Origin of the sequence: Amycolatopsis sp. WAC 01375 (assembly GCF_003947325.1) — a bacterium.
GTDB lineage: Bacteria > Actinomycetota > Actinomycetes > Mycobacteriales > Pseudonocardiaceae > Amycolatopsis.
The window spans coordinates 602,419-621,784 of the sequence record NZ_QHHW01000036.1 but is presented as its reverse complement, the minus strand read 5'-3'; the positions used below and the strand labels follow the sequence as shown (position 1 = coordinate 621,784).

Here is a 19,366-nt window from a genome sequence, read left to right as displayed (position 1 = left end):
TCGTCACTTCTCGGGCTTCCCCGAGCGGCGTGGTCAGCGCGAGCATCGTGTGAACCCGCTGATTCAACCGAACAGAAAGGAGGACGACCGGTGGCACAGATACCGATGGGGTCGGTCTTCAAGCGTTGTTCCTGCCGGGACAACAACAATCGCGAGCTGGGCAGCAATTGTCCCAAGCTGACCCAGCACCGTCACGGCCAGTGGTGCTGGCGGATCGAGCTACCCGCCGATACCAAGGGCACACGGCGTCCCCGCCGCCGAAGTGGCTTCGAGTCGGCGGCCAAGGCACAAGAGGAACTTGACCATGTCCGGGATCTGCTCGCGATCGCCGAGGACGACGACGAGGACACGCGACGGAAGATCGGTGACGTGATCGCCACCGTGGTCGCGAAGAAGTAGAAGTTGCCGGAGGTGGACGACGTCCGGCGACGTGTTCACGGCGTTTCTCGCCTTGAAGAAGAAAAGTCGAAGCCGCAACACCTACCGGTCGTATGAGTCGCATGTCCGGCTCTACCTGCGACCGCACCTCGGCCATATCCGTAGAGACAAGCTCGGCGTGCCTCACTTGGAGAGCATGTTCGACGCGATCGTGGAGCACAACGACCGCATCGCCGAGTACCGGAACAGCGGTGATCCGCTGAAGATCGCGGCGGTGAAATGGCAACGTCCGGTCGGGCCGACGTCGATCCGACGAATCCGGGAGACGCTGCGCGCGGTACTCACCCCGCAGTGAAACAAGGCTTGCTGGCGGTGAACGTGGCATCGCTGGTCGAGTTGCCTCCGGCGAACCGGCCAACGCCGAAGGTGTGGACGGCAGAGCGCGTGCTGCGCTGGCAGCTCACGGGAGAGACCCCGTCGCCGGTGATGGTGTGGACACCGGAGCAGACCGGCCAGTTTCTCGACGCCGCGGTGAACGACCCGCTGTATCCGCTTTTCCACCTGATCGCTCATGTCGGACTCCGGCGGGGGGAGGCCTGCGGACAACGCCGGGCGGACACCTATCTGGATGCGGCGACGTTGGAAGTGGCGAACCAGATCGTGCAGTACGGGTGGGAGACCGGCCAGTCAGCGCCGAAGACCAACTCCTCGGAAGGCCTCGTCGCACTCGACGCGAACACCGTCCTCCTCCTGCGTCAGCACATTGCGTGCCAGGACGCGGACAAGGCTCGTCTCGGTAGCGCGTGGGTCGACAGCGGTTTGCTGTTCACTCAGCCGGACGGGAGCCCTCTGCATCCAGCAGATGTCACCGAGCGGTTCTACGAGATCGTTCGCCGAGCCGGGTTGCCGCCCATCCGTCTGCACGACCTTCGGCACGGCGCTGCCACGCTCGCCCTCGCCGCTGGTGCCGATATGAAGGTCGTGCAGGCCATGCTCCGGCACTCCTCGATCACCGTGACCATGGACACGTACACCACGGTTCTGCCGGAGATCGCACTCGCAGCGGCCGAGGCCGCGGCCAAACTCATCCCCAGGAACCCCGCCCGACAGCTCGGGCTCGTCTCGGGCGCGGATGAGACCACAATGGACAGTAAGGAAGTGGAAGAAATGCGTCCGCATAGCACAAAGCCCCACGTTATCGAATCCGAAAACGTGGGGCTTGAGTGTGCGCCATCAGGGACTCGAACCCCGAACCCGCTGGTTAAGAGCCAGCTGCTCTGCCAATTGAGCTAATGGCGCCTGCTTGTCCGCCGCTTTGGTGTTCCCCTCGGCGACGTGGAAAACATTAACACAGGGTTGCTGGGGCCCGTTTCAGGGGGGTCCCCTTGCGACGGGCCGGGACGTATTCGGCCATCCGGCCGCGGGCGTTGCGGCCGGTCAGGCAGACTATAGCCAGACGTTGGGGTTGGTACCACGCGAAACGGGCGGTGTGCATGAGGGTCTGGGGAGCGACGGGGCGGTCGCGGGTGGCTGTGGTGGCTTTGGTGGCCGGGTTCACACTGGCTGCCTGCAGCAGTACACCGTCGGGTGAATCGCCGTCTCAGGGTGGTGCTCCCGGCGGCTCGCAGCAGAGCGGAGCGCCCGCGCCGGAGCCGAAGCCCGCCGTGGTGACGCTGACGCCGGCGCAGGGCGCGGCGAACGTGGCGCCCGGTGAGCCGGTCATGGTGACCGTCGCCGACGGCAAGGTGGGCGAGGTCAAACTGACCGGCGCCGACGGCAAGGTCGTCGCGGGCAAGCCGAAGGAAGACGGTTCGGGCTGGGAGTCGGCGGAGCCGCTCGGCTACGGCAAGACCTACACCGTCACCGCGGCCGCGACCGGGACCGACGGCAAGCCGGTCACCTCCACCTCGACGTTCTCCACGGCCAAGCCGGGCCGTCAGATCGGTGTCTCGATCAACCTGGTCGAAGGCGAGACCGTCGGGGTCGGGCTGCCGTTGATCTTCACCTTCACCGCCAACGTGCCGGACAAGGCGGCGGCCGAGAAGGCGCTGAAGATCGTCACCGAGCCGCAGGCCGAGGGCGCGTTCCACTGGTTCGGCGAGAAGACCGTGATGTGGCGGCCCAAGGAGTACTTCAAGGCGGGCACGAAGATCTCGGTCAACGCGGCGATCTACGGCAAGAACCTCGGCAACAACACCTTCGGCCGCGAGGACAAGCCTGCCAAGGTGGTCGTCGGCGACAAGCTGGTCGCGACCGCGGACGGCGGCACCCACCAGATGAAGGTCGTGGTGAACGACCAAGAGGTCAAGCAGATGCCGATCTCGATGGGCAAGCCGTCGAGCAGCACCCCGGCCGGGACCTACACGGTGATGAGCGAGCACACCGGGTACACGATGGACTCGAGCACCTACGGCGTGCCGACGGACAGCAAGGCCGGCTACCGGACGTTCGTGAAATACGCGGTGCGGATGTCGAACAGCGGCATCTTCTACCACTCGGCGCCGTGGTCGGTCGGTTCACAGGGCAAGCGGAACGTGAGCCACGGCTGCATCAACCTGTCGACCGAGAACGCGCAGTGGCTGATGGAAACTTCGAAGAAGGGTGACATCATCACCGTCACCAACTCTGGCCCGCAGGTGCTGGAGCCGACCGACGGCTGGTCGGTGTGGCAGATGTCCTGGGACGACTGGAAGACCGGCGGCGACCGGAACTGACCCGTTGTCATGAGGGGTCCTGTCAGGACGGAATCAGTCCTGACAGGACCCCTCATGGCGTTCCGGGCGGCAGAGTGCCGTAGAAGTGCTCCCATTGCGTCTCTCCGCTGGTCTTGTAGCGGCACTTCTGAGTGCTGGTGTCCCAGATCTTCTCTGGATCGCGTCGGCACTTCTGGTACTCGAGGTCGGCGAGGTACTTCTGAGACTGGGCCTTCGTGCAGTTCGGGTAGCCGGGTTCGCAGCGCCACGGTGACTTCTTGGCCGATGTGGCCGTCTTCGTCGGCTTGGGCGGGCTCACCGTCAAGGTCACCGGCGGCGGCACCGATGTGAACGGTGTCGCGGTCACGGTCGTGACCAGGGCCGGCGTCGTCGACGGTGCGGGTACTTGGTTCGGTGGAGTGGCCGTGCAGGCTCCGGCCGTCGCCAAAAGTCCCGAGATCATCAAGACCGGCCATCGTCTCATGGCATCCTCCGCGCGAGTTCCTTCCTGAACTCGCGTGAGGGCCACGCCGTGTTACCGAACCCAAGAAAAAGCGAAACCCCAGCCTGGCGGAAGAATCGGCCAAACTGGGGTGATGGGGTGAGCGACGGGTTTCGAACCCGCGACCTCCTGGACCACAACCAGGTGCTCTACCAGCTGAGCTACGCCCACCATCACCGGGCTCGGGAAGCTTCCCCATCACCTCGGCCGCACTATATTAGCGTGCCGGTTTCCGGGGCTCGCAACGGGTTACCGTTGGTGGCGTTCCTGCACTTCAGCGGCTGCGGCCTTGGCCTGTTCGGTGGTCGGGCCGGGCTGCGGGACGAAGGCGGCGCGACGGTAGTAGTCGAGCTCCCAGATGGATTCCTTGATGTCGGCGAGCGCCCGGTGCGCGAGGCCCTTCTCGGGCTTGGCGTAGTAGATCCGCGGGTACCAGCGCCGGACGAGTTCCTTCACCGAGGAGACGTCGACCATGCGGTAGTGCAGGTGCGCGTCGAGAAGGGGCATGTCGCGGGTGATGAAACCGCGGTCGGTGGCGATGGAGTTGCCGGCGAGCGGGGCGACGTTGGCCTCGGGCACGTGTGCGCGGATGTACTCGAGGACGCGCTGCTCGGCTTCTTCCATGGTGACCGTGGAGCGCCGGACCTCCTCGGTGAGACCGGAGCGGGCGTGCATTTCGCGGACGACCTCCGGCATGCCGTCGAGGGCTTCGTCGTCGGCGTGGATGACGATGTCGACGCCTTCGCCGAGGACGTTGAGCTCGGCATCGGTCACCAGCGCGGCTATTTCGATCAACGCGTCCTTGCCGAGGTCGAGCCCCGTCATCTCGCAGTCGATCCAGACTAGGCGGTCGTTCACCCCGGAACCCTAACCCGACCCGGGGATTCGTGGTGCGCGACGTGCGGGTTCGGCGCGTTGCTGGCACCGTGTGCATCCTCAGGTGAGTCATGTCACAGACCAGGGGAGCGACAGTGGCCGAACAGGGTCCAGCCCAGGAGATCGCGCAGGGGTACGTCAGCGAGGGTCCGGCGGTCGAACTCGGCGCCGTCGTGATCGACGGCAAGGCCGACGCCGGAGCCGCGGTCCGGCTGCCGCTGGCGACGCTGAACCGGCACGGGCTGGTCGCCGGCGCGACCGGTACCGGCAAGACGAAGACCTTGCAGCTGATCGCCGAACAGTTGTCGGCCGCGGGTGTGCCGGTGGTGCTGGCGGACGTGAAGGGCGACCTGTCGGGGCTCGCCGCGCAGGGCGAGAGCAACGACAAGGTCGCCAAACGCGCGGAGGAACTGGGTGATTCCTGGGAGCCCGCGGCGTTCCCCGTTCAGTTCCTGTCGCTGGGCACCGGCGGCAAGGGGTCGCCGATCCGGGCGACGATCACGAGTTTCGGCCCGATCCTGCTGTCGAAGGTGCTGGGGCTCAACGAAACCCAGGAGTCGACGCTCGGCCTGATCTTCCACTGGGCCGATCAGCGCGGGTTGGCGCTCCTGGACACGAAGGACCTCCGCTCGGTCATCACGCACCTCACGAGTGACGAGGGCAAGGAGGACCTCAAGGGCATCGGCGGCGTCTCGGCCGCGACGGCCGGGGTGATCCTCCGGTCGCTGTCCAATCTGGAGGCTCAGGGCGGCGAGGACTTCTTCGGCGAGCCCGAGCTGGACGTCCATGATCTGATGCGCGAGGTCGACGGCAAGGCGATGGTGACCTTGCTGGAGCTGGACAACCTCCAGGCGAAGCCCGCGCTGTTCTCGACGTTCCTCATGTGGCTGCTTGCCGAGCTGTTCGAGGAGTTGCCCGAAGAGGGCGACCTCGACAAGCCGAAGCTGGTGTTCTTCTTCGACGAGGCGCACCTGTTGTTCAACGACGCGTCGAAGGCGTTCCTGGAACGCATCGAGCAGACCGTGAAGCTGATCCGCTCGAAGGGGGTCGGCGTGTTCTTCTGCACGCAGCTCCCGACGGACATCCCGAACAACGTCCTGTCCCAGCTGGGCGCGCGGGTGCAGCACGCGTTGCGCGCGTTCACGCCCGAGGACCAGGCGGCGCTGACGAAGACCGTGAAGACGTACCCGAAGACGAAGCACTACGAACTGGACTCGGCGTTGACGTCGCTCGGTATCGGCGAAGCGATCGTCACCGTGCTTTCCGAGCGGGGCGCGCCGACGCCGGTCGCGTGGACCCGGCTGCGCGCGCCGCGGTCGAAGATGGGGTCCATCGGGGCCGAGGCCATCGCCACGGCGACGACGTCTTCGGATCTGCACGCGAAGTACGCCGAGACGATCGACCGTGAGTCGGCTTACGAGAAGCTCGCCGCGAAGGTGGCCGTGCCGCCTGCCGGTGAGGCTCCCGTGGAAGCGATCCCAGCGCCGAAACAGGAGAAGGAGGGCCCGGGCATGGTCGAGCAGGCGATGAAGAATCCGGCGGTGAAGTCGTTCTTCCGCTCGGCGGCGAGCGCGCTCGGGCGGGAGATCACCCGCGGCTTGTTCGGGAACCGGAGGCGATGAGGAATACCTGACGTGATCTGTCAGGTATGTCCGGCAGGCTGGGCGGCATGACCAACACCGCGACAGCGTCGTTCACTGTGGACGGCTGGGAGCCGCAAGCCACCGATAAGCCCGAAAGCACCGAGTTCTCCCGGGTGTCGCTGACCAAGACGTTCACCGGTGACGTCGAGGGGACCAGCGCCGTGGAGATGCTGACGGCGGTGAACGGGACGTCGTCGGCGTACGTCGCCTTCGAGCGGCTGGCCGTCACCGTCGACGGGCGTAAAGGTGGCTTCGTCCTGCATCACTCGGCGGGGGAGAACGGCCATCACCTGATCGTCCTGCCGGGCTCCGGTCACGGTGAACTGGCCGGCCTCACCGGAACGGCGGAGATCGTCAAGGACGACGAGGGCAACCACACGTTCACCCTCACCTACGAACTCTGAACGCGTGTGAAGGACTCCTCCCCGAAGGAGTCCTTCACACGCTCACCGTCTGGGCCGCCCCCTGACGCGGTCCAGACGCCCGGGTCAGCCGACGATCTGATCGACGATCTTCTTCGCGTCGTTGATGGGGATCGCGAAGCCGATGCCGATGCTGCCGGTCGATGCCGGGTTGTACAGCGCCGAGTTGATGCCGATGACGTTCCCCTGCGCGTCCACCAGCGCCCCGCCCGAGTTGCCCTGGTTGATCGGGGCGTCGGTCTGGATCGCGGTGTAGCTCGGCCCGGCTTCGTTCGTGGTCCTGCTGTAGGGCGAGCGCCGCTCCTGGCCACTGCTCAACTCGTCGAGCTTGCGGTTCAGCGCGCTCACGATCCCGGTGGTCACGGTGTTCTGCAACCCGCCGGGCGAGCCGATCGCGACGACCTGCTGGCCGACGGAGAGCTTGCTCGAATCGCCGAGCGAAGCCGGCGTCAGGCCGCTCGCGTCCTTCGCCTGGAGCACGGCGATATCGGCCTTCGTGTCGGCGCCGACCACGCTCGCCTTGTACTGCTTGCCGTCCGACAGCGTCACGGTCACGTCGCCCTGGGCGTCGGCGACCACGTGGGCGTTGGTGAGGATGCGCCCGTCCGCCGTCAGGGTGACGCCGGAGCCGACGGCCTCACCCTGCGCGGTGGTCACGTTCACCTGGACGACGCTCGGGGTCACCTTCGCGGCGACGCCGCTGACGTCACCCGAAGTGTTGTTCCCGACCAGTTGCCCGTTGGCGACCGCGGACGAACCCGTGCCCGACGCCGACGACGTGGAGCCGAGGCCCACGATCGCCGCTCCACCGACCCCGCCGAAGAGTGCGGCGGCGAGCGCCGTCGCGGTGACGAGGACGGCGACCCGGCCGCCCTTCTTGCGAGGCGCCGGAGCCGGGGGAGGCTGCGGAGTGAAGAGCGGATTCGGCGCGGCCTGCCAAGGGGTGTAGCCGGGGTACTGCTGCTGGTGCGGCGGCTGGGGCCCACCGGTGGAGGCGGGGCCGGGCCGACTCTCGTTCTCGGTCATGGAACAAGATTCGCGCCCGTACTTGTGAGCCGCCTGTGGAAATCCCCAGGGCTTTCCTGAGAAGAATCAGCTGAGAGATCTCAGCGGTCAGTCGAAGAACGCCGGGACGTCCAACGCTCCGCCCGATGCCTCGAACTCCTCGTGCACCGCGGCGCGGAGTTTCGCGTCGGCCAGGTAGTCGACGGCGGTCAGCGCCAGCCCCAGCGCGCCGTCGACGACCGCGCGATCGCCGTCCGGCGAACCGGCCGCGGCCGCGAACTCCTTGGTGTGCAAGGCGGTCGTCGGTCCGGCGATGGCGATCATCGGGTGGATCGCAGGCATCCGGTAGGAGAGGTTGCCGAGATCGGTCGAGCCGGTGAGGAATTCGGGCACGATCCCCGGCGGCAGCGGTTTGCGGCCGGCGTCGACCTGATGCACCGACCAGCGTCCGGCGAGGGTGGTGTTGAACCGGATCGGCAGGTACGCGGGCTGGTCGTCCCACTTCAGCTCGACGCCACAGCCGGTCATCTCCGCCGCGCCGCGCGCGATCGCCGAAACCCGCTCGGCGAGGTCGCGCAGCGTGTCCGGCTGCGCGGAGCGGAGGTAGAACAGCAGCGCCGCTCGTTCAGGGACGACGTTCGGCCGCGCGCCACCGTCGGTGAAGACGCCGTGGACGCGGTCGCTGGAGGGCAAGTGCTGCCGAAGCGCCGCGACGCCCTGATAGGCGGCGACGGCGGCGTCGAGCGCGTTGCGTCCCATGAACGGCTGAGCCGAGGCGTGCGCGCCGACCCCGTGGAACACCATTTCCAGCTGTCGCCTGCCGAGGAACGGGTGCATGGCGATGTCGTGACTGAACGGATGCAGCATGACCACGGCGTCGACGTCGTCGAAAACGCCCGCGCGGGCCATCGTCTCCTTGCCGCCACCGCCTTCCTCCGCCGGCGTGCCGATCAGCGAGACCCGGCCGCCCAGCCGTTCGGCGACCGCCGCCGCGCCGAGGAAGCCGCCCGCGCCAGCGGTGCAGATGACGTTGTGCCCGCAGCCGTGGCCGAGCCCGGGAAGGGCGTCGTACTCGGAGAGGACGGCGATGTGCGGACCGCTGCCGGAGGTGGTCGCGACCAAGGCGGTGTCCAGCCCGCCCGCGCCGATCGTCACCTCGTGACCGTGCCGCTGGAGCAGGTCCGCGAGTGCCCGGACCGAGCGGTGCTCGGCGAAACCCTCTTCGGGATGAGCGTGCAGGTCTTGACTCAGCTCCACCAGTTCCGGCGTCAGCGCGCGGATCTCGGTGCTGACGGCGTCTCGCGTGGCGGCGTCCGCGCCGTCGTGGGGCGAGCCGAGGGGTTCGGCCGCGGCGACGGCGCCCGCGGTCGCTTCGACCAGCGAACGGAGGTAGCCGTCGTCGGGGGGAATCGGCGAAGCGTGCTCAGAGCGGATCATTTCCGGATGTTAACTCCTCGCTCCGCCGTGACGATCTGCGTGACACCGGAGTACCGCTCGTCGACGTGGTCGAAGCCGCGCCGGAACAGTTTCGCCGCGATCTCGCCGCGGTCGAACATCCGCTGCCCGCTCAGTCTGCCGAGGACGGTGTCCGCCAGCCGCATCGGCTGATCGCTGTGCCGGGCACTGGTCAGCATCACCAGTGAACCGCCGGGTTTCAGCACGCGGGCGAACGAATCCAGAGCCGCGTCCGGATCGGCGAACATGTGCAGCGCGGCGAAGCAGCAGACGGCGTCCACAGTGGAATCGTCGAGCGGCAGGTCGACGGCGTCGGCGCGAAGATAGGCCACCGACGGCGGATTCGGAGTGGAGAGCGCCTTTTCCAGCATCGTGACCGAACCGTCGAGTCCGATGGACAGCCCGTCCGGGCCCACCGCTTCGCCGAAGGCACGCGTGAACCGGCCGGTGCCGCACGCGACGTCCAGCGAGACCTGGCCGGGACGCAGGCCGAGCGCTTCGATCGCGATGCGGACCTCGTCCGCCATGGTCGGGCCGTTCAGTCCTTTCGCGACCCTGCCCAGCGTCGGGCGCCAGTACCGCTCGTAGATCATCGGCACGGCGGAGGTGCGCATCAGCCGCTGCGCGAGTCCGGTCGGCGGCCCCGCCTGCGGGATTTCTCCCAGCAGGTCAAGGAAATCCTTCGGAGTGGCGGTGGGCGTGGTGCCCGGCCGCAGCAGGCTTTCGAGACGTTCGCGATGGTCCGGCATGGCTGCTCCCTTCACGGTCTTCACCGGAGAATCTGCCATGACCGGCCCGTTCGCGACATTCCCGCCGCCGCGACCCGAAACTGTCGGTGGCCATCTCTAACGTCGGAGGGAGTCGCCATTCCCCAGCCGAAGGAGCCCGAAATGACCGGCTCGATCCTGCAGCACACCCCCACGACCACGCTTCGCATCCCGGTGCGCGGCCCGTTCGACCTCGACAAGTCCATCCGGTTCCTGACCGACTTCCCGCCCGCGTGCCGTGCGGACGCCGCCGCCGAACCCGGCACCCTGCGCTTCGCCTTTCCCGCCGAAGCGGGCTGGGAGCACGCCGGTGCGGCCGTCAGACAGAGATCGCCCGGCTCGATCGAGGTGGAGGTCTTCGCCGAGGAAGGGCTCGCCGTCGAGGTCGGCGCCCAGGTACGCCGGATCCTTTCGGTGGACGTCGACGGCGTCGGCTTCGCCAAGATCGGCGCCGCGGATCCCGTGGTGCGCCGCCTGCAGCAGACGTTCCCCGGGCTGCGGCCCGTGCTGTTCCATTCGCCCTACGAAGCGGCCTGCTGGGCGATCCTGAGTCACCGGGCGCGGATGTCGCAGGCCGCCACGGTGAAACGACGGCTCGCCGAGGAGTTCGGCAGGCCGGTGGACGTCGGCGGGAAGATCCTCAGGTCGTTCCCGGCGCCGGACGTGCTGGCCGGGCCCGAGGCCGGACGTGGTCTGCCGGAGGTGAAGGCCGAGCGGTTGCGCGCGGTGGCCAACGCCGCCAAGGACGGTCTCCTCGACGCCGCGTATCTGCGTGCGATGCCGGTCCCGGACGCGCTGCGCTGGTTGCAGCGATTGCCGGGGATCGGGCCGTTCTCGGCGCAACTGATCCTGATCCGGGGCGCCGGGCATCCGGACGTCTTCCCCGCGGGCGAGCCACGGTTGCAGGAGGCCATGCGGGCCGCGTACGACCTGCCGATGGCGCCGCCCGAGGAGCTGGAGGAGCTGTCCGCGGTGTGGCGGCCGTTCCGCAGCTGGGTGGCCTTCGCCCTGCGCAACGACCGGGAGTTTCGCACGCGGGGGATCGGGGGTTCGATGACCGCCTGACACAGGACATATCCGGCTTGTGGTGAGCTGGTGCGGTGAGCGCGTCTCCCGCCGAAACGGTTTCCGACATCGCCCAGTCCACCCCGCCCGGCACGATCACCCTGGTCACCGGTGGTCTCGCCCTGCTCGTGGTGCTCTCGGGCAGGCCTTGGCGGATCGCCCGCAACCTGATCACGCTCGTCCACGAGGCGGGCCACGCGGTGGCGGCGGTGCTGGTCGGCCGTCGGCTGCAGGGCATCAAGCTGCACTCGGACACCTCCGGTGTCACCGTCTCCCGTGGCAAACCGGAGGGGCCGGGGATGGCGTTCACCGCGCTGGCCGGGTACCCGGCGGCCGCGGTGCTCGGGCTGGTGTTCGCGGGGCTGCTCTCGTCGGACCTGATCACCGTCGTGCTGGTGGTGATGGCGCTGATGCTGCTGGGCGTGCTGGTGATGGTGCGCAACACCTACGGCGTGTTCACCGTGGTCGCCAGCTCGGTGGTGCTCGGGCTGGTCGCACTGGTGGCGCCCTCGTGGTTCCAGGCGATCTTCGTCTACCTGCTGACCTGGTTCCTGCTGTTCGGCGGCGTCCGGCCGGTGGTCGAGCTGCAGATCAAGCGGCGCCGGGGTGGCGCGAGGGATTCCGACGCCGATCAGCTCGGCAGGCTCACCGGTATGCCCGCTGTGCTGTGGGTGCTGGTGATGGTCGTGCTGACGGTGAGCTGTCTCTTCGCGGGCGGGTTGTGGCTGCTGGAGCCGACCGTCGCCTGACCGGGGCGGTACGGCAGACTGATGGCTCGTTCCGCGCGGAAGGAGTCACCAGATGGACGAGGTCGCCAAGGCCGTCGAGGAATGCGCTCGATCGGCGAAACGGGCCGCACCGTCGCTGGCCGCCGCCTCCGCCGAGGCGATCGACGCCGCGCTGAACGCCATGGCCGACAAGCTGGTCGAGCACGCCGATGTCGTGCTCGAAGCGAACCAGGCCGACATCGCCAAGGCGCGCGAGGACGGGATGAGCGCGGGCCTGCTCGACAGGCTCACCATCACCCCCGAGCGGCTGACCGGCATGGCCGAACAGCTCCGGCTCCTGGCGGGCGCGCCGCATCAGGAGCGCTCCGTCGATGTGTCCACTTTGGACGGAGGGCTACGGCTGGTGGAACGCCGCCGCCCGGTCGGCGTGATCGGCGCGAACTACGAGGCGCGGCCGAACGTCACGGTCGACGTCGCCTCGCAGCTGGTGAAGTCGCGCAACGGCGGCGTGCTCCGCACGGGTTCCGCCGCGCTCGGCTCGGCCCAGCGCCTGCGCGAGACCGTGATCGCCCCCGCGCTCGCCGAGGCAGGCATCGATCCGGACGTCATCCAGCTGGTGCCGCGCGCCGAACGCGAAGCGGCTTCCGCGCTGGTCCGGTTCCCGGCGCTCGTGCCGCTGGTCATCCTGCGCGGCAGCGGTGACAGCACCAGGGCGCTGGCCACCGAGGCGGCCGTCCACGGCGTCCGCACGCTGGCCCACGCCGACGGAGGCGGCGTGCTGTACGTCGACGAGGCCGCCGACACCGATAAGGTGCGCGACCTGGTCTTCAACAGCCTCGACCGGCTCGGCGTCTGCAACCGGCTGAACCTGCTGCTGATCCACGAAGACGCCCACGACCGCGTCTGGCCCGGCATCTCCGGCGCGCTGGCCGAACGCGGCGTGACCCCGTCGCTCGCTCCGCACGAGCACGCCATCGGCTACGAATGGGCGCTCGACTCCGACCGCGAAGCCACTGTCACCGTCGCGAAGGTCTCGGGCCTGCCCGAAGCGGCGGAGATCGCCAACGAGCGCACTTCGGGTCTGGCCGCCGGCATCGCCACCGAAAGCAGCGAAGCCGCCGACGCGTTCTTCGACGCGTACACCGGCACCGGCGTCTTCTGGAACGCTCCCACCCGGCTGCTCGACGGCTTCAAGCTCCTCGCCGTCCCCGAGACCGGCATCAACCTGGACAAGGTCCCCGGCCCGCGCGGACCGGTCACCTACACCGATCTCTACGTGCGGCAGTACGCCGTGCTGCCCGCCTGACCGGACGCGGAGGGTGTGTGGAAATAGGGACATTGAGCGTCCCTGTTTCCACACACCCCTCACTCTGAGTAGCTCACTCGCGGCAGTCGGGCGCGACGCTCTCAAGAACCGATGCTGAGTTCGAATCCCTGCTTCGCTTCGGCCTCTGGCTTCCAGATCACGCCACGGTTGTTGTTGCCGATGTGAACGCCGTACATCTTGCGTCCCGTCGGCACGTTCGCGACCGAGAACATCCTCGTGCAAACAGCGTTCGGGTCGAGGACTTCTCCCGACCTGCGGTTGGCGACGGCGTCGGAGATCTGCACGGTTCCGACGCCCAGCACCTCACCGCTCTGGTCCTTCACCTCCACCTGTGCGCCGGGAAGGAGGTCGCCATAGCCCGAACTGGTGCATTGGGCGACGTAAAGGGTCCCCTTGAGCGTGAAGGTCGCGGGTTCTTTGTCGTCGGCTCCGGGTTGCTTGTTCGAGCTGGTGGCCAGCACGAGGGTCACCGCGACGGCCGCGATCACGACGAGAGAAGCCAGCGCGACAAAGACCGCGCGACGGGTGACCACCATTTCAGCCGCCAGGTGGGCGATGCCGATACGTCGCACCTAACTCGCGTCGATCAACGTTCCCGTTAACACAGCGGAAGTGGTAGCAAAGGTCCCCTGCTCTCCCCGGCGGGAGCTCAGCGCCGCCGGCGCTTGGGCCGCGGACGAGGCGGCAACGACTCCGCGGTGGCGTCGTCGACGTCCTCCGGAGCGGGCGCGGCGGCAGGAGCGGCGTCAGCCAGGCCCAGCATCTCCGCGGCAAGCTGCTGCGAAGAGGCGAACATGCCCGAAGGCCGTTCCCGCGCCCGGCGCAGGGAGGAAGGCCGCAGCCGGTTGTATCCCCGCACCGAGACCGGCCGTCGCGTGCGAACCTCGTATTCCGGGAAGTCCGACAGCTCCGTGGCGAGTTCCTTGTCCACCAGGATGGTGCCCGGCCGCGCGGTCGAGGTGAGGCGGGCGGCGAGGTTCACGACCGAGCCGTAGACGTCGCCGAACCGGCTGAGGATCCGGCCCGACGCGAGTCCAGCGCGGACGGCGGGCAGGGTCTCGTCGGCGTCGGCGCGTTCGGACAGGGCGAGGGCGATCTCGGCGCCGTCGACGGCGGAATCGGCGACGAACAGGACCTCGTCGCCGATCATCTTCACGATCCGCCCGTGGTGGTCGGCGACCACCTCGGTGGCGACGGATTCGAACCGGTCGAGGATGTCGGTCAGCCGCTCTTCGTCGACCTGCCTGGTCAGCCGGGTGTAGCCGACCATGTCGACGAACCCGACCACCTCGGTCCTCGTTTCGAGGTCCTCGTCGGGAAGGGCCATCGCCCGGCCGGCGTAGGCCGCGAGGTGGCGGCGCCAGACGAACTCCTGGATCTTCTCCAGTTCGGGCAGCAGCCGTTCGACGAGCCGCCCGATCTGCCGTTCGCTGCTGCCGATCTCCTTGTTCTCGGTGATCATCGTCCACAGCATGTGGACCTGCCATTCCGCGAGCCGCGAAAGGTGCTGGCCGAGCGCGCGGGTCACGGCCAGTTCGATGCTCGGGTCGATCAGCCCCGAGTTCATCAGCTGATCCGCGGTGCGGATCGCTTCGATGTCGGCGTCGGTGAAGACGACCTCGTCGTCATCGACGGTCGCGAAGCCCAGCGCACGCCAAAGTCGCCGAGAGCGTTCCTCGGGAACGCCTGCCTTCTCGGCGACTTCGAGCCGGGTGTACTTGCGCTTTCCGCCGAGCAGGATCCGTTCGAGGCGCTGTTGCAGCGCGTCGGCCGGGATCTCGCCGGGTTCGGGCATCAGGTGGTGTGGACGATGAGCACGTCCACCCCGGACTTTCGCGCGACTTCGGACGGCACGGAGCCCAGGATGCGGCCCGCGAGGGTGTTCAGCCCGCGGTTGCCGACCACCAGCAGGTCGGCGGAGCGCTCGGCGACGACCTTGCGCAGCGCGTCGACCGGGTCGCCGACGACAGCGGCGGTCTCGATGTTCTTCGCGCCGGCCTTCGCGGCCCGGTCACGGGCGGACAGGAGGGTGTCCTCGGCCGGTGCCGAGCCCACCACCTGGTACGCCTCGTCACCGAGGACGTCCTGCGCCTTCTCCACGTCGCCCTTGTTGGCGGGGTAGTAGGCGCACACGACGACCAGGGTCGCTCCGGAGTCCCCGGCGACGCTCGCCGCCCGGTCGACCGCGGCGAACGAGGAATCCGATCCGTCCGTGCCCACGACCACGGTCCGATATGCAGCCATCCGCAACCTCCACCGATCTGACGGCTCGCACCTGCGTGCGAGCAGCGACGATAACCGCTCGGCGAGTGGCTCGCAGGCCGTCGTGAGAGCGGTCGGGTGGAAAGGTTACTCGCCAGTTGGTTTCTGCGCTGCCGCAGGTCGTGGTGAAGGCTTCGCGCCGGATGTGGCCTTCGGCACATCGGCCGTCCGCAGCTGCACGGTGGCTTCCGCGTCGGGTGACGGCTTCGCCTTGAGCTCCGCCGGGATATGCGGTTCGTCGCCGAGCACGTGCGTCGCCTCGGCGAGCGCGGTCCGCGCGGTGCGGACCTGCTCGGCCAGGCTGGAGCGCACCTTGCGGAGCGCTTCCACCCGTTCGGTGGCCTGGGTGATCCGCCGGTTGGACTCCTCGGTGGCCTGCCGGACGCGGCGGCGTGCCTCGTCGGCCGCCTCGGCGAGCCGGGCGTTGGCCTCGGTGATCGAGTCCTGCTTGCGCTTGTTGGCGTCGGCGACGGACTCCCGCTGACGGCGTTCGATGTCGGCCTTGGCCGCCGTCTCCTCTTCGAGCACCTTCGCGCGGATGGTGGCGGCGTCCTCGGTGGCCTCGCGGACGCGGCGGGCGGCCTCGGCCTTGCTCGCGGCCTCCTGCTCGGCCAGCGCGTGCATGGCCTCGGTGCGGCGCGACGCCATCGCGATCTCGAAGTCCTCTTCGACCTGCGTGCGGCGCTGCTGCGACTCGGCGTCGAGCTTGTCGCGCTCGGCCTTCGCCTTGTCGATGATGTCCTTCGCCTCGGCGCGGGCCTTCTCGAGCACACCGCGGTGCTCGGCCTCCATCTCCTTGCGGCGGAGGTCGAGCTCGTTGAGCAGCTGCTCGTAGCGGGCACGCATGGCGCTCGCGTCGGTCTCCGCCTTCGCGCGGATGTGCCCGGCTTCGGCCTCCGCGCGCGCCTTGGTGTCGGCGGCCTCGTCCTGCGCGAGCCGCAACATGCGCTGCAGGCGCTCGGAAAGGCCTTCGACACTCGTCGGCGGCTGGGCGAGCCTGTCGACCTGCCCGCGCAGGTCCGCGATCTCGCCGCGCGCGATCTCCAGCTGCCGTGCCAGGTCGCCCGCCTGTCCGATGGCGGCATCGCGATCGGCGGTGAGCATCTTCAGATCGGCGTCCAGCCGTTCGAGATGTTCGTCGACCTGCGCACGGCTGTAACCGCGCTTCGCCACGTCGAAGCCGGCTCCCAGCGGCACTAGCTCCCGTTCCTCGCCAAGGCTCATCCTTCTACCGTAGTCGAGCTGGAGTCACGGAAGGGTGAGCACCCACGCAACGCGCGGCGAAAGCGCGTTCTGGCGCGCTAAACGTTCCGGAACGCGTTGATCCCGTCGATGTGCTTTTCGCGCAGCTCGTGGTTCCGGACGCCCAGACCTTCTTCCGGCGCAAGGGCGAGCACGCCGACCTTGCCCTGATGCGCGTTGCGGTGGACGTCCAGCGCGGCCTGCCCGGTGTCTTCGAGCGTGTAGGTCTTCGACAGCGTCGGGTGGATCAGACCTTTCGCGATCAGCCGGTTCGCCTCCCACGATTCGCGGTAGTTCGCGAAGTGGCTGCCGATGATCCGCTTGAGGTTCATCCACAGGTAGCGGTTGTCGAACTGGTGCATGTAGCCGGAAGTCGACGCGCACGTGACGATCGTGCCGCCCTTGCGCGCGGCGTAGACCGACGCGCCGAAGGTCTCACGGCCCGGGTGCTCGAAGACGATGTCCGGGTCCTCGCCGCCGGTCAGCTCGCGGATCTTCTTGCCGAACCGCTGCCACTCCTTCGGGTCCTGGTTGTGCTCGTCCTTCCAGAACCGGTAGCCCTCTGCGTTGCGGTCGATGATCAGCTCCGCGCCGAGCTTCCGGCAGATCTCCGCCTTTTCGGGGCTGGAGACCACACACACCGGGATCGCGCCGCCGTTGAGCGCGTACTGCGTCGCGTAGGAACCGAGGCCACCCGAAGCGCCCCAGATCAGCACGACGTCGCCCTGCTTCATGTCGGCGCCGTTGCGCGACACGAGCTGGCGGTAGGCGGTGGAGTTCACCAGGCCAGGGGAGGCGGCCTCCTCCCAGGTGAGGTGGCCCGGCTTCGGCATCAGCTGATTCGCCTTCACGAGCGCGATCTCGGCGAGCCCGCCGAAGTTCGTCTCGAAACCCCAGATCCGCTGCTCGGTGTCGAGCATCGTGTCGTTGTGCCCGTCCGGGCCCTCGAGTTCGACGTTGAGGCAGTGCGCGACGACCTCGTCGCCCGGCTTCCAGTTGTGCACGCCCGGGCCGGTGCGCAGCACGACGCCGGACAGGTCCGAGCCGACCACGTGATAGGGCAGGTCGTGACGCTTCGACAGCGGCGAAAGCCGCCCGTAGCGCTCCAGGAACTTGAAGGTCGAGACCGGTTCGAAAATCGAGGTCCAGACGGTGTTGTAGTTGATCGCGCTCGCCATGACCGCGACCAGCGCCTCGCCAGGGCCGAGCTCCGGCGTCGGGACCTCGTCCACGTGCAGCGACTTGCGGGGGTCCTTGTCCCGGCTTTCGAGGCCTTCGAACATGGCTGCCTCGTCCTTGCGCACGGTCACCCCGCGATAGGACTCCGGCACGTCGAGCGACGCCACGGCGCCGAGGTCATCGTTGAGAATGGCCTGCTGGATCTCGCCGATCTGCGTCATCGAAACCTCCGCGATTGGGGGGACGGCGTAGGCGCAACAAATTACTCACCGGTAACCGGGTCCACAACTGTACGAGACGTGGAGCACGTACACATCCCGAAGTGTTATCGGACGGTCTTGACCGGCTGGCCAACCAAGCGGACGATGAACCGTGGAGACCTCTCCGACCTGCAGGTTCAGCCGATTTTCGGAGGTGAGCACGCATGAACGAACCCACGACGCGCCCTTGGACCCGTCCCCATGACTGGGCGGAGGTGGTCATCGGTGTCGTGGTGGCTCTTTCACCCCTCTGGATGACCACGGACAACACCGCCATGTGGTCGCTCGTCATCCTCGGCGCACTGATCGCCCTCGACGGCCTCGCGTCGCTTGCGATGCCTGGCATGGTCTACGGCGAAGGCGTCCAGATCGTCCTGGGCGCGCTGCTGTTCATTTCGCCATGGGTGATGGGGTACGCCGACTTCATGGGCGCGTCCTGGACCGCTTGGATCGGCGGCGTCCTGACCGTGGTGGCCGGGGCGGCGGCGATGCCGATCGCCCAGGCGACGCACAAGATGGCAGGGCAGCACTGACCCGGGAGGAAACGGCGTGAAAGAGGATTCGGCGAAACAGCGCATCCTGCGAGCAGCGGAGGCGCTCTTCGCCGAATCCGGTTTCGACGCCACGCCCACTTCGCGGATCGCGGAGCGGGCGGGCGTGCCGAAAGGCCTGGTGCACTACTACTTCCGGCGTAAGTCGGACCTGCTGGCCGCGCTGGTCGCCGAACTGCCGGACGCCCGGATCGAACCGGCCGTCGTGGTGGTCCCCGGCGACCTCGTGGGCAGCCTTCGCGGCCTCGTCGTCGAACTCGACAGGCGGTTCAACCGCTCCTTGGCGCTGTCACATCTGCTGTGGCGCGAGGCCGACACGCACCGCGCGGTCCGCGACGCGCTGGCCGACCGGTTCCAGCAACTCGTCCGCCAGGTGAAGGCGGTGATCGTCGCCGCGACCGGCGGCAAGCTCGCCGCGGCCGACATCGATTCGGCGTCCGGACTGCTCGCGCGGGCGGTCAGCCACCGGCACGCGACAGCGCGGCACACCAAGGACGAGGACCCCGCGGAGATCGACCGCGAGGTCCTCTTCATCGCCTCAGCGTTGACGCGGGGTCAGTGACCGTCCTTCGCGGGCTCCACCAACTCGACGAGCACACCGCCGGCGTCCTTGGGGTGGACGAAGTTCACCCGGCTGTCGGAAGTGCCGCGCTTCGCCTCGTCGTAGAGCAGCCGGAGTCCCTGCGCGCGCAGTGCCGCCGCGGCGGCGTCCACATCGGACACTCGATACGCCAGCTGCTGCAGCCCGGGGCCGCTCTTCGCGAGGAACTTGCCGATCGCGGAATCGTCGCGCAGCGGCGCGAGGAGCTGGATCGCGGTCTCGGTCCCGGCGGCGCCCGGCACGCGCAGCATCGCCTCGCGGACGCCCTGCTCCTCGTTGACCTCCTCGTGCGCGACCTCCAGGCCGAAATGCTCGGCGTGGAAGGCGATCGCGGCGTCGAGGTCGGGTACCGCGATGCCGACGTGGTCGATGGCCGTCACGAACGGTTTCAGCGCCTGGTTCATGCAGAG

At 68.2% G+C, this 19,366-nt stretch carries 21 protein-coding genes, 2 tRNA genes and 1 pseudogene; 12 read left to right on the top strand and 12 right to left on the bottom strand.

Translation table 11 applies throughout. The features are described from left to right. Positions 1 to 90 precede the first annotated feature (90 nt). The 3 genes and pseudogenes from DL991_RS43005 to xerC form a co-directional block, all read left to right on the top strand. A complete protein-coding gene (locus DL991_RS43005) occupies positions 91 to 399 on the top strand; it encodes a hypothetical protein (RefSeq protein WP_199754049.1) in 309 nt (102 codons plus the stop codon). 157 nt (positions 400 to 556) lie between these two features. After that, positions 557 to 733 carry a hypothetical protein gene (locus DL991_RS43000; RefSeq protein ID WP_199754048.1) on the top strand — a complete coding sequence of 59 codons (177 nt, stop codon included), beginning with the start codon at positions 557 to 559 and terminating at the stop codon, positions 731 to 733. Further along, positions 658 to 1,362: pseudogene (gene xerC, locus DL991_RS44015) on the top strand (tyrosine recombinase XerC); the annotation flags it as partial. The gene DL991_RS43000 and the pseudogene xerC, both read left to right, overlap by 76 nt. 242 nt (positions 1,363 to 1,604) lie before the next feature. Here xerC and DL991_RS25825 read toward each other — a convergent pair. After that, positions 1,605 to 1,677 (bottom strand) — tRNA-Lys (locus DL991_RS25825). A gap of 194 nt (positions 1,678 to 1,871) precedes the next feature. Here DL991_RS25825 and DL991_RS25820 point away from each other — a divergent pair. Continuing rightward, positions 1,872 to 3,092 carry an Ig-like domain-containing protein gene (locus DL991_RS25820; RefSeq protein ID WP_199746383.1) on the top strand — a complete coding sequence of 407 codons (1,221 nt, stop codon included), beginning with the start codon at positions 1,872 to 1,874 and terminating at the stop codon, positions 3,090 to 3,092. A gap of 257 nt (positions 3,093 to 3,349) precedes the next feature. Then, entirely contained in the window at positions 3,350 to 3,583 is a 234-nt protein-coding gene (locus DL991_RS25815; protein WP_125786886.1) for a hypothetical protein, read from the top strand. An 85-nt stretch (positions 3,584 to 3,668) separates the two neighbouring features. Here the strand turns inward: DL991_RS25815 and DL991_RS25810 are convergent. Together DL991_RS25810 and orn are read right to left on the bottom strand one after the other, a co-directional pair. Further along, a tRNA-His gene (locus tag DL991_RS25810) sits at positions 3,669 to 3,744 on the bottom strand. A 78-nt stretch (positions 3,745 to 3,822) separates the two neighbouring features. Further along, the gene (gene orn / locus DL991_RS25805; RefSeq protein ID WP_125786885.1) at positions 3,823 to 4,431 is read right to left on the bottom strand and encodes an oligoribonuclease; all 609 of its coding nucleotides are present in this window, start codon (positions 4,429 to 4,431) and stop codon (positions 3,823 to 3,825) included. Between the two features lie 113 nt (positions 4,432 to 4,544). On the opposite strand from orn, the gene DL991_RS25800 reads away from it, so the two are divergent. Both DL991_RS25800 and DL991_RS25795 read left to right on the top strand, forming a co-directional pair. Then, positions 4,545 to 6,071 carry a helicase HerA-like domain-containing protein gene (locus tag DL991_RS25800; RefSeq protein ID WP_125786974.1) on the top strand — a complete coding sequence of 509 codons (1,527 nt, stop codon included), beginning with the start codon at positions 4,545 to 4,547 and terminating at the stop codon, positions 6,069 to 6,071. A gap of 47 nt (positions 6,072 to 6,118) precedes the next feature. Continuing rightward, a complete protein-coding gene (locus tag DL991_RS25795) occupies positions 6,119 to 6,496 on the top strand; it encodes a DUF3224 domain-containing protein (RefSeq protein ID WP_125786884.1) in 378 nt (125 codons plus the stop codon). Between the two features lie 84 nt (positions 6,497 to 6,580). Here the strand turns inward: DL991_RS25795 and DL991_RS25790 are convergent, their stop codons facing one another. From DL991_RS25790 to DL991_RS25780, 3 genes are all read right to left on the bottom strand, one after another. Then, on the bottom strand, positions 6,581 to 7,540 hold the full coding sequence (locus DL991_RS25790; protein ID WP_125786883.1) for a S1C family serine protease: 960 nt from the start codon (positions 7,538 to 7,540) through the stop codon (positions 6,581 to 6,583). 87 nt (positions 7,541 to 7,627) lie between these two features. Continuing rightward, positions 7,628 to 8,956 carry a M20 family metallopeptidase gene (locus DL991_RS25785; protein WP_125786882.1) on the bottom strand — a complete coding sequence of 443 codons (1,329 nt, stop codon included), beginning with the start codon at positions 8,954 to 8,956 and terminating at the stop codon, positions 7,628 to 7,630. After that, positions 8,953 to 9,723, bottom strand: a complete 771-nt coding sequence (locus tag DL991_RS25780) for a class I SAM-dependent methyltransferase (RefSeq protein WP_125786881.1) — start codon at positions 9,721 to 9,723, stop codon at positions 8,953 to 8,955. Before DL991_RS25780 ends, DL991_RS25785 begins: the two co-directional genes overlap by 4 nt. A gap of 141 nt (positions 9,724 to 9,864) precedes the next feature. Here DL991_RS25780 and DL991_RS25775 point away from each other — a divergent pair, with 141 nt between their 5' ends. The 3 genes from DL991_RS25775 to DL991_RS25765 are packed head-to-tail and all read left to right on the top strand — an operon-like array spanning position 9,865 to position 12,840. Continuing rightward, positions 9,865 to 10,806, top strand: a complete 942-nt coding sequence (locus DL991_RS25775) for a DNA-3-methyladenine glycosylase (protein WP_125786880.1) — start codon at positions 9,865 to 9,867, stop codon at positions 10,804 to 10,806. A 35-nt stretch (positions 10,807 to 10,841) separates the two neighbouring features. Then, positions 10,842 to 11,555 carry a M50 family metallopeptidase gene (locus tag DL991_RS25770; RefSeq protein WP_125786879.1) on the top strand — a complete coding sequence of 238 codons (714 nt, stop codon included), beginning with the start codon at positions 10,842 to 10,844 and terminating at the stop codon, positions 11,553 to 11,555. A 52-nt stretch (positions 11,556 to 11,607) separates the two neighbouring features. Next, positions 11,608 to 12,840, top strand: coding sequence for an aldehyde dehydrogenase family protein (locus tag DL991_RS25765; protein ID WP_125786878.1), 1,233 nt, complete (start codon positions 11,608 to 11,610; stop codon positions 12,838 to 12,840). Positions 12,841 to 12,941: 101 nt separating this feature from the next. Here DL991_RS25765 and DL991_RS25760 read toward each other — a convergent pair whose 3' ends face one another. The 5 genes from DL991_RS25760 to ccrA form a co-directional block, all read right to left on the bottom strand. After that, positions 12,942 to 13,349 carry a hypothetical protein gene (locus tag DL991_RS25760; protein ID WP_125786877.1) on the bottom strand — a complete coding sequence of 136 codons (408 nt, stop codon included), beginning with the start codon at positions 13,347 to 13,349 and terminating at the stop codon, positions 12,942 to 12,944. A 161-nt stretch (positions 13,350 to 13,510) separates the two neighbouring features. After that, positions 13,511 to 14,656, bottom strand: a complete 1,146-nt coding sequence (locus tag DL991_RS25755) for an adenylate/guanylate cyclase domain-containing protein (protein WP_125786876.1) — start codon at positions 14,654 to 14,656, stop codon at positions 13,511 to 13,513. Beyond that, positions 14,656 to 15,105 (bottom strand): universal stress protein, encoded by a 450-nt coding sequence (locus tag DL991_RS25750; RefSeq protein WP_125786875.1) that lies wholly within the window; start codon positions 15,103 to 15,105, stop codon positions 14,656 to 14,658. The genes DL991_RS25755 and DL991_RS25750 overlap by 1 nt, the downstream gene beginning before the upstream one ends. Before the next feature lie 105 nt (positions 15,106 to 15,210). Further along, positions 15,211 to 16,347: a chromosome segregation protein gene (locus DL991_RS25745; RefSeq protein WP_233598974.1), complete on the bottom strand. Its 1,137-nt coding sequence runs from the start codon at positions 16,345 to 16,347 to the stop codon at positions 15,211 to 15,213. A gap of 77 nt (positions 16,348 to 16,424) precedes the next feature. Then, positions 16,425 to 17,765 carry a crotonyl-CoA carboxylase/reductase gene (ccrA, locus tag DL991_RS25740; protein ID WP_125786874.1) on the bottom strand — a complete coding sequence of 447 codons (1,341 nt, stop codon included), beginning with the start codon at positions 17,763 to 17,765 and terminating at the stop codon, positions 16,425 to 16,427. Positions 17,766 to 17,968: 203 nt separating this feature from the next. Here ccrA and DL991_RS25735 point away from each other — a divergent pair, with 203 nt between their 5' ends. Then, on the top strand, positions 17,969 to 18,337 hold the full coding sequence (locus tag DL991_RS25735; protein ID WP_125786873.1) for an SPW repeat protein: 369 nt from the start codon (positions 17,969 to 17,971) through the stop codon (positions 18,335 to 18,337). A gap of 16 nt (positions 18,338 to 18,353) precedes the next feature. Further along, positions 18,354 to 18,917: a TetR/AcrR family transcriptional regulator gene (locus tag DL991_RS25730; protein ID WP_125786872.1), complete on the top strand. Its 564-nt coding sequence runs from the start codon at positions 18,354 to 18,356 to the stop codon at positions 18,915 to 18,917. Here DL991_RS25730 and mce read toward each other — a convergent pair. Then, on the bottom strand, positions 18,911 to 19,360 hold the full coding sequence (mce, locus tag DL991_RS25725; protein ID WP_125786871.1) for a methylmalonyl-CoA epimerase: 450 nt from the start codon (positions 19,358 to 19,360) through the stop codon (positions 18,911 to 18,913). The genes DL991_RS25730 and mce overlap by 7 nt on opposite strands. Positions 19,361 to 19,366: the final 6 nt, after the last annotated feature.